The following is a 594-nucleotide window of genomic DNA, read 5'->3' as shown; positions in this document are numbered from 1 at the left end:
GGATTTTCGGGGTGGTACGGGCTTGCGGGTGAATGCGTGAACTCATGCTGCCAACTGCTCCTGGTGCGATTGAATGCCGGGACTGCTGAACCCAGCAATCAAGTCGCCCAGCATAGCTTTTGCACGGAAAAAAGGCCAGCTACGACGAGGTAAATGATCGCACGAAACTAAACATCTAGTAGCTTGGTCAGGCCTAATTTACGCAACAAAGCTAATCAAACTGGAAACTAACAAAGTTCTTCCGCGCAATCTTCTCTCTTTAATATCCCTAAATGAAATAAAATTGCGCGAGAGCCCGTTTATTGTAGAACCTATCTACTTTGAATTTACAAATCGTCTTTTAACATGCGCCTATAAATAATATTTTCCTTATTTATTAGGTTTTAGCACGACTTTGGTCCACCCTTCCGCACGTTTATCAAAATTCCGATAGGCAGTCGGTGCATCATCTAGTCCAAGCTGGTGTGAAATGATCTGCGAAGGCGTTGCTTTACCTTTATGGATCAACTTTGCCAAATAACGGTTGTAATGCTTGACGTTGGCTTGGCCGGTGCCAATCTTCTGACCCTTGAACCAAAAATTGCCGAAATCGAA

Annotated in this window: 1 pseudogene; it reads right to left on the bottom strand. The window is 44.1% G+C overall.

Annotation, left to right across the window (positions count from 1 at the left end):
- Nucleotides 1–369 precede the first annotated feature (369 nt).
- A pseudogene (locus KVT32_RS28405) lies at nucleotides 370–594 on the bottom strand (aldehyde dehydrogenase); the annotation flags it as partial.

The sequence above is a fragment of the Achromobacter sp. GbtcB20 genome, assembly GCF_019091095.1.
GTDB lineage: Bacteria > Pseudomonadota > Gammaproteobacteria > Burkholderiales > Burkholderiaceae_B > Achromobacter > Achromobacter mucicolens.
Note: the sequence above shows the minus strand (reverse complement) of the source record. Positions and strands in the feature narration are given on the sequence as shown.